Origin of the sequence: Micromonospora sp. URMC 107, from assembly GCF_051386315.1 — a bacterium.
Lineage (GTDB): Bacteria > Actinomycetota > Actinomycetes > Mycobacteriales > Micromonosporaceae > Micromonospora.
This window is the reverse complement of record NZ_JBPQTK010000191.1, coordinates 1-8,073: the sequence shown is the minus strand read 5'-3', so window position 1 is coordinate 8,073 and position 8,073 is coordinate 1. Positions and strand designations below refer to the sequence as shown.

Genomic DNA, 8,073 nt, shown 5'->3' with positions numbered 1-8,073 from the left:
CACCCCACCCCCGCCGCCGACCCTGGCCGCCGGCCCGGTGGCGGTGGACTTCAAGGGCGAGTTCTTCTCGTGGGCCCTGATGGACCGGGCAAGCGGCGAGATCTCCGGGTCGAAGAACATGACCTCGACCAGCTCCACCGAGTCGATGATCAAGTCCTGGTTCGCGGCGGACTACCTCCGCCAGCTCGGCGACAAGCCGCTGCCGGCCGAGCGCAGGAAGCAGATCACCACCGCCATCCGGGACAGCAACGACGACGCCGCCAACGCCCTCTACGGCGCCGTGGGCCGGGCCGCGACGATCAAGCGGATGATCAGCACCTGCGAGCTCACCGACACCAAGCCGGGCAACGTGCCCGGTTACGTGGGCTGGTGGAGCTTCACCCGGATGTCCCCGCGCGACGCCGTCCGGCTCGGCGACTGCATCGCCGACGGCACGGCCGCCGGCCCCACGTGGACGAAGCTCCTGCTGGACGAGATGAGCAAGGTCAGGGGCAGCACGGCCGCCAAGGACCAGAAGGCCCGGTCGGGCGGTGGCCGCTGGGGCATCATCGACGGCCTGCCCACCGCCATCAAGGCCCAGGGCCCGGTCAGCATGAAGAACGGCTGGACCCCGCTCAACTACGACGGCAACTGGCACGTCAACTGCCTCGCGGTCACCGACAGGTGGAGCCTCGCGGTGATGCTCCGCTACCCGCAGAAGAGCGGCCTCGACTACGGCGCGCAGGTCTGCGCCTCCGTCGCCAGCCAGCTCGTGACCCCGCAGCCGGGTGCCGCCCTCAAGGTGCCCCAGCAGCCCGCCGGGAAGCTCTGATGGCGCGGCAGCGCCGGGCCGACGAGCCCGCAGACGCCTCCCCCGGCAGGCTCATCGCCATCGCGGTGGTCCTCATCGGCCTGGTGCTCGTCTCGCTGCGGCTGCTGCCGGGCTCGCCGTTCGAGTCCCGCGCCGCGGCGACGTGGGGCGCCCCCGCCGACCCGGCCGGACGCGGCACGGACACCCCGAGCGACCGCAGTTCGCGGCCGTCGCCGACGCCGAGCCCCACACCGGAGCCACTGCCGTTCCAGGCGAAGGAGATCGACCTGGGCATCGAGGGCTGGTACTCCTGGAGCGTCCTCGACCGCCGCAACGGCGAGATCATCGGCTCGGACAACATGGACGAGACCAGCACCACCGCGTCGCTGATCAAGGCCTGGGTCGTGGCCGACTACCTGCGCCGCGCCGACGACGCCGGGCAGACCCCGAGCGACGCCAGGCTCGCGGACGCCACGAAGATCATCCGGGACAGCGACAACACCCGGGCCGAGCAGTTCTACAACACGGTCGGCCGGTCCGCCTCGATCAAGCGGCTGATCTCCCTGTGCGAGCTGACCGACAGCAAGGTCGCCGCCGACGGCGGCTGGAGCCGTACCGCGCTCTCCCCCCGCGACACCGCCCGGATGGGCGCCTGCATCGCCGACGGCCGCGCCGCCGGGCCGAAGTGGACCAAGTGGCTGATCGACGAGATGCGGCTGGTCCGGGGCGGCGGCGACTTCGGCATCCGCAAGGCGTTCCCGGCCGCGGAGCGCAAGACCATCGCGATCAAGAACGGCTGGATCGACCGTACGCGCGAGCAGGAGATGCACATCAACTGCCTCGCCATCGGCGACACCTGGACGATGGGCGTGATGGTCCGCTACCCGATCGGCAAGGGCTACGAGTACGGCATGAAGAACTGCCAGAAGATCACCGAAGCCCTCCTCCGCCCCACCACCTAGACCCCGGCCCCCGCCCGGGTCGGCCAGGGGGCTCAGCCCATGAAGAAGGCCGGGCCGGAGGCGGGCAGGGGCGGGGCGGCGCCGATGGCGGCGGCGCGGCGCGCGAACTCGCGCAGCCCGGCCACCTGGCGCTCGCCGAGGGAGAAGTCCAGCGCGCGGAAGTACGTCGCCAGCGTCGTCGCGTCGAACGGCTCCCAGCGTGCGGCCGCCTCGGCGACCTGGTCCAGTTCGGCCAGGCAGAGGTCCCGGGAGCGCAGAAACGCCTCGTGCACCTCCTTGACCAGGCCCGGGTGGGCGGTGGCGAAGTCGCGGCGTACCGCCCAGACGGCGAAGACCATCGGCAGGCCCGTCCACTCCCGCCACGCCTGCCCGAGGTCGGTGACCTCCAGGCCCCGCCTCGGCGCCTCATAGAGGGCGCGCAGCGCCACGTCGCCGATCAGCACCCCGGCGTCGGCCTCCAGCAGCATCTGGGTCAGGTCGGGCGGGCAGCGGAAGTACTCCGGGTTCACCCCGTACCGCTCGCCGAGCAGCAACTGGGCCAGCAGCACGCCGGTCCGCGAGGTCGAGCCCAGCGCCACCTTGCCGTGGTCGAGCTCGGCCAGCGGACGGGTGGAGACGATGTTGACGGACAGCACCGGGCCGTCGCTGCCGACCGCCAGGTCGGGCAGGAGCAGCAGCTCGTCGGCGTGGCGCAGGTACTCCACGTGGGAGATCGGGCCGATGTCCAGGTCACCGGCGACCAGCGCGGCGCTGAGCCGGTCCGGGGAGTCCTTGTGCAGGTCGACGTCGATCAGGGCGCCGGAGCGCATCAGCCCCCAGTAGATCGGCAGGCAGTTCAGGAACTGGATGTGCCCGACCCGGGGACGTGCGACGTGCTCAGCCATGCCCCGACCGTATCCCCGCCGCCGGGCGGGGGCTCAGCGGGCCGGGGTGGGAGTGGCCAAGCCCGCATCCGCCGCCGGGTCGCCGCCCCGCTCCTCGGCCCGCACGCCGGCCACCTCAGCCGGTCCGGCGGCCGACGTCCCGGCCGGCGCGGATCCGGCGGCCGACGATCCGGACGCGGTCCCGCCCGCCCGGACGCGCCGGACGGACCGGGCGACGGCCGGCACGAAGGCCGCCACGACCAGCAGGCCGGCCGCACCGGCTCCCGCGATCAGGGGCCGCGGCGACAGCAGCGCCAGCATGGCGCCCCCGATCAGGTAGCCGCCCATCGAGCCGCCCTGCACGGCCGCCCCGTAGAGGGCGTACGCCCGGCCGCGCGACGCCTCCGGCACCCGCCGGGCGGTGAGCAGGTTGGCGAAGACGTTCTCCCCGCCGTTCGCCGCGCCCGCGACCAGCCAGAGCGGGACCAGCAGCGCGGCCGTGGGCACGGCGGCGGCGACGATCACCGTCAGGGAGATTCCGCCGAGCGTCGCGAGCACCCCGTACACCAGGGCGCCGTCGTCGGTGAGCCGGTGGGCCAGCCGGGCGCAGAGCCAGCTGCCGGGCAGCATCCCCGCCATCCAGGCGGCGCCGACCAGCCCGTACACGGTGGGCGAGCCGTCGAGGGTCTCCCGGATGAAGAAGACCTCGACCACGTTGATGCCGCCGACGGCCGTGATGACCGCGGCCGTGCTGAGGACGACGGCCAGCAGCAGCGGGTCGCGGCGCAGCCGCCACGCCGGGGCCCGTTCCGCCCCGGACGTGGGCGTGGTCGCGGCCCGCCGGCCGCCCCTGCGGGTACGCAGCAGCAGGCCCGCGACCACCAGCGCGAGATAGCTCCCGGCGTCGATGAGCAGAGGTACGCGGGTGCCGAACTGCCCGACCAGCAGCCCGGCGAGCACCGGGCCGCCGAGCGTGCCCAGGGTGACGGCCGTCTGGCTGATCGCGCTCGCCCGGGGCAGGTCGGCGGGGCGCACCATCGCCGGCAGCAGTGCCGCCAGGCAGGGCTGGGTCACGGCCAGCCCGCAGGCGAGCAGCGCGACGAGCCCGATGATCAGGGCCGGATCGTCGGCGAAGGCCAGCAGGGCGCAGACGGCGGCCTGCCCCAGGCCGGCGGCGACCAGCAGCGTCCGGCTGTCCGCCCGGTCGGCGAGCCGTCCGGTGAGCGGGGCGAGCACCACCAGCGGCAGGGTGGCCGCCAGCAGCAGGCCGGACACGGCGATGCCGCTGGCGCCGGCGGCTTGGAGGGCGAGCGCCAGGGCGGTGGCGGCGAGGAAGTCGCCGCACATCGAGACGCCCCGTGCGGTGGCGGCGAGCCAGACGTCGGACCAGCGCGAACCGTCAGTTGTGAAGGACATACTTCGAAAATAATCCTTCACAACTGATCGAATCAACCCCCTACGCCAACGGCACCGCCCGGTACTGCACCGCCACCGTGCGCGCCCCGGCCGGCGGGTCCGCCTGGCGGTTCCGCTGCCGGTACGGCTCGAACAGCGCGCTCACCGCCTCGTTCAGCCCGGCCAGCTCGTCGGCGGTGAGCAGCAGCAGCGTGTCGCTGAACAGCGCGACCTCGTACCACTCGGCGGGCTCGTCGTCGGCGCGGCGCAGCCAGTCCCGGGTCCGCTCCATGTCCCGGGCCGCGTGCGCCTCCACCAGCGCCTGCTCGGCCGCGCGCGCCTCCGGGCCGGCGGAGCGCCCCGCGTCGACCATCAGGCCCCGGCCGACCGGACGCCACAGCCGCTCGCGCGCGTCCCCCCGGCTCGGCGCCTGCTCCACCAGGCCCGACTTCGCCAGCGCCCGGAGGTGGTAGCTGGTCGCGCTCGGCGACAACCCCGCGACCTCCGCGCACTCGGTGGCCGTCGCGCCGCCCTCCACCACGCCCAGGTGTTCCATGATCGCGATTCGGGCCGGATGGGCCAGCGCCCGCATCACCTGCGGGTCGCTGATCGTGATCCGGCGCTGTTCGGGACGCGCCTCCGTCATGCGTCCATGATTCCTGGTCGCCCGACCGCCATGGGTCGGTGGCCGGGCGGCACCGGGGGGCGGCGGCGCCACGGTCGAAATTCGGTGGAGCGCCGCGCGCCCGACGCGTAGGCTGTCAGGTCGCTTGACGGCCAGGGTGAGGTGACCACCGGATCGGACGTCCCGCGCCGGGGGCCGGCCCATCCGCCCGCCGGACACGCGAGCGACCGGCAGCTGACCCGACGGGATGCACCGTGACCGACCTCGACCTCGACCTGGACGCCGACCTCGCCGCCGAACGCGAGCACCTCGCCACCTCCCGGGCCGCCCTCGCCCGGATGCGGGAACGCGCCCGGGCCCTCTTCTCCACGGGCGACCAGGTGGCCGGCGACGCGTACGCGGCCGAGACGCTCGGACGCACCCTGGCCCGCCGGGTCGCCGAACTCGCCGACGACCCCACCACGCCGCTCTTCTTCGGCCGTCTCGACTTCGGCCCGGCGACCGGGGCCCCGCCCGCCGGCCCCGGCGACGAGCCCGACGGGTGGCACACGGACCACGCCGGGCGGCGGTACCACGTCGGACGGCGGCACGTCACCGACGACCGGGGCGAGCCGCTGGTGCTGGACTGGCGGGCCCCGGTCTCCCGGTCGTTCTACCGGGCCAGCGCGCGCGACCCGCAGGGCGTGGCGGTGCGGCGTCGCTTCGGGTTCAGCAACGGGATGCTGACCAGCTTCGAGGACGAGCGCCTCGACCGGGGCGAGGAACTCGGCACGACCAGCCGGATCCTGACTGCCGAGATCGAACGACCGCGCGTCGGGCCGATGCGCGACATCGTCGCCACCATCCAGCCGGAGCAGGACGAGCTGGTCCGGGCCGACCTCGCCGACTCGATCTGCGTGCAGGGCGCGCCGGGCACCGGCAAGACGGCCGTCGGCCTGCACCGGGCCGCCTACCTGCTCTACCTGCACCGGGAGCGGCTGCGCCGGTCCGGGGTGCTGATCGTCGGACCGAACCGGGCCTTCCTGTCGTACATCGCGGCGGTGCTGCCGGCGCTCGGCGAGGTCGAGGTCGAGCAGGCCACGGTGGAGGACCTGGTCGGCCGGGTGCCGGTGCGGGCCGTCGACGACCCGGCGGTGGCCGCGATCAAGCACGACGCCCGGATGGCCGAGGTGCTGCGCCGGGCGGTCGACGCGCACATCGGCGAGGCGGCCGAGCCGATCATGGTCTCGGACGGCTCGTTCCGCTGGCGGATCGGGCTGGACCCGCTGCACCGGGTGGTCGAGGAGACCCGCCGGGAGCGGCTGCCGTACGCCACGGGGCGCGAGCGCGTCCGGGCCCGGGTGGTGTCGCTGCTGCAACGGCAGGCCGAGGCGCGCCGCGCCGAGTCCCCGAGCGACGCCTGGCTGCGCCGGATGGGCAAGGCCACGCCGGTCACCGCCTTCCTCGACGCGGTCTGGCCGGCGCTCACCCCGGAGGGGCTGGTGCACGCCCTGCTCACCGACCCGCGGCGGCTCGCCGCGGCGGCGGACGGGCTGCTCAGCGCCGAGGAGCAGGCGCGACTGCGCGGGACCGCCGTCCGGGACGGAACGCCCGACCCGACGACCGCAGCCGGCGCGGCGGACGCCCCGCGCCCGGCGCGCCGCCCGAACCCGACCGGAACGAAGCTCGGGCGGACGCCGAAGGCCACGAGGTGGACGGCGGCCGACGCCGTGCTGATCGACGAGGCGGCCGGGCTGATCGAGCGGCCGGGCGGCTTCGGACACGTCGTCGTCGACGAGGCGCAGGACCTCTCCCCGATGCAGTGCCGGGTCATCGCCCGGCGCAGCGAACACGGGTCGATCACCCTCCTCGGCGACCTGGCCCAGGGCACCGCCCCGTGGGCCGCCGCCGACTGGCGGGAGTCCCTGCGCCACCTCGGCAAGCCGGACGCCGTCGTGGTCCCGCTGACGGTCGGCTTCCGGGTGCCCGCCGCCGTGGTCGCGTTCGCCAACCGGCTGCTGCCGGCGCTCGCCGTCGACGTGCCCCCGGCCGAGTCGCTGCGCCGCGACGGCGCGCTCGACGTGCGTACGGTCGACGACCTGGCCGCCGCGACGGTGGCCGAGGTGCGCGCGGCGCTGACGTTCGACGGCTCCGTGGCGGTGATCGCCGCCGACGACGCTGTCGGCGGGCTGCGGGCGACGCTGGACGCCGCCGGCGTCGACACCGCGACCGTTGACGAGCCGGCCGCCGCGGCGCGCGTCACGGTCGTGCCCGCGACCCTGGTCAAGGGCCTCGAGTACGACCACGTCGTCGTCGTCGAGCCGGCGGCGATCGTGGCCGCCGAGCCGCGCGGCCTGCACCGGCTCTACGTGGTGCTCACCCGCGCGGTCTCCCGCCTGGCCGTGCTGCACGCCCGACCGCTGCCCGCGCCGCTGGGCTGACCGGCGACCTGCCCGGCGCGACGGGTCGACGGTTCAGCTGACGTTTCGTCCGATCCGCCACGTGGCGCCGCGGGTCGGTGCCACGATTCCGGCAGGGGCGTGCCGGCGTGGCCGTCCCCCGCCGAGAGGGGTCGACGTGAGCACCGTCCCGCCGGGCACACCCTGCTGGGCCGACCTCGCCACCCCAGGCCTCGCCGAAGCGCGGCGATTCTACCCCGAGCTGTTCGGCTGGACCGGCCGGATCGACCCGGAGCCCGCGGCGGGCGGCTACACGGTCTTCCTGCTCGGCGGGCGGGCGGTGGCGGGCGCGGGCCCGCCGGCCGTGCCCGAGCAGGTGCCGATCTGGTCGACGTACCTGGCGACCGACGACGCGGACCTGGTCGCCGGCCGGGTCGAGCGGGCCGGCGGGCAGGTCGTGGTGCCCCCGTTCGAGGTCTTCGACCAGGGACGGATGGCGGTCTTCGCCGACCCCGCCGGGGCGACGTTCAGCGTCTGGCAGCCGATGTCGATGCCCGGGGCGGAGGTCTTCGACGTCCCGGGGGCACTGACCTGGACGGAGCTGGTCACCCCGGATCCGGAGGGCGCGAAGGTCTTCTACGAGCTGGTCTTCGGCTGGCACCCGGACGACCAGCGGGCGGGTCCGGTCACGTACACCGGCTGGCGGCTCGGCACCCGGATCGTGGCCGGCATGGTGCCGCCGCTCGGTGACGGGTTCCCCGCGGACACGCCCGCGTACTGGTCGGTGTACTTCGCGGTGGCCGACGCCGACGCGGCGGCGGCCCGCGCCGCCGAACTCGGCGGCAGCATCCTGGTCCCGCCGCAGACCACCCCGGCGGGCCGCTTCGCCGCCCTCCGCGACCCCCACGGCGCCCTCTTCAACGTCCTGACCCGCCCCTGAAACCCTCTCCCACGTCGATCATGCAGTTCGGGTGGGCGTTTCGCGCCCACTCGCCCCTTTCGCGCGGCACCACAACTGCATGATCGACGCAGCAGAACGGGGGGCGCGGGGGGTGCGGGG

At 74.9% G+C, this 8,073-nt stretch carries 7 protein-coding genes; 4 read left to right on the top strand and 3 right to left on the bottom strand.

Annotation, left to right across the window (positions count from 1 at the left end):
- The coding region (locus ACSNN9_RS26835; protein ID WP_436676036.1) for a hypothetical protein at window positions 1-811 on the top strand (811 nt) is incomplete at its 5' end.
- Window positions 811-1,752, top strand: coding sequence for a hypothetical protein (locus tag ACSNN9_RS26830; RefSeq protein WP_436676035.1), 942 nt, complete (start codon window positions 811-813; stop codon window positions 1,750-1,752). The genes ACSNN9_RS26835 and ACSNN9_RS26830, both read left to right, overlap by 1 nt.
- A gap of 32 nt (window positions 1,753-1,784) precedes the next feature.
- On the opposite strand, the gene ACSNN9_RS26825 is transcribed toward ACSNN9_RS26830, so the two are convergent.
- Genes ACSNN9_RS26825 through ACSNN9_RS26815 form a run of 3 tightly spaced genes read right to left on the bottom strand, consistent with a single transcriptional unit; the run spans window position 1,785 to window position 4,656 of the window.
- Window positions 1,785-2,636 carry a menaquinone biosynthetic enzyme MqnA/MqnD family protein gene (locus ACSNN9_RS26825; protein WP_436676034.1) on the bottom strand — a complete coding sequence of 284 codons (852 nt, stop codon included), beginning with the start codon at window positions 2,634-2,636 and terminating at the stop codon, window positions 1,785-1,787.
- Between the two features lie 33 nt (window positions 2,637-2,669).
- Window positions 2,670-4,031 (bottom strand): MFS transporter, encoded by a 1,362-nt coding sequence (locus tag ACSNN9_RS26820; RefSeq protein ID WP_436676033.1) that lies wholly within the window; start codon window positions 4,029-4,031, stop codon window positions 2,670-2,672.
- A gap of 40 nt (window positions 4,032-4,071) precedes the next feature.
- Entirely contained in the window at window positions 4,072-4,656 is a 585-nt protein-coding gene (locus tag ACSNN9_RS26815; RefSeq protein ID WP_436676032.1) for an ArsR/SmtB family transcription factor, read from the bottom strand.
- A 233-nt stretch (window positions 4,657-4,889) separates the two neighbouring features.
- Here ACSNN9_RS26815 and ACSNN9_RS26810 point away from each other — a divergent pair, with 233 nt between their 5' ends.
- Both ACSNN9_RS26810 and ACSNN9_RS26805 read left to right on the top strand, forming a co-directional pair.
- The gene (locus tag ACSNN9_RS26810) at window positions 4,890-7,055 is read left to right on the top strand and encodes a HelD family protein (RefSeq protein WP_436676030.1); all 2,166 of its coding nucleotides are present in this window, start codon (window positions 4,890-4,892) and stop codon (window positions 7,053-7,055) included.
- A 136-nt stretch (window positions 7,056-7,191) separates the two neighbouring features.
- On the top strand, window positions 7,192-7,953 hold the full coding sequence (locus tag ACSNN9_RS26805) for a VOC family protein (protein WP_358091062.1): 762 nt from the start codon (window positions 7,192-7,194) through the stop codon (window positions 7,951-7,953).
- Window positions 7,954-8,073: the final 120 nt, after the last annotated feature.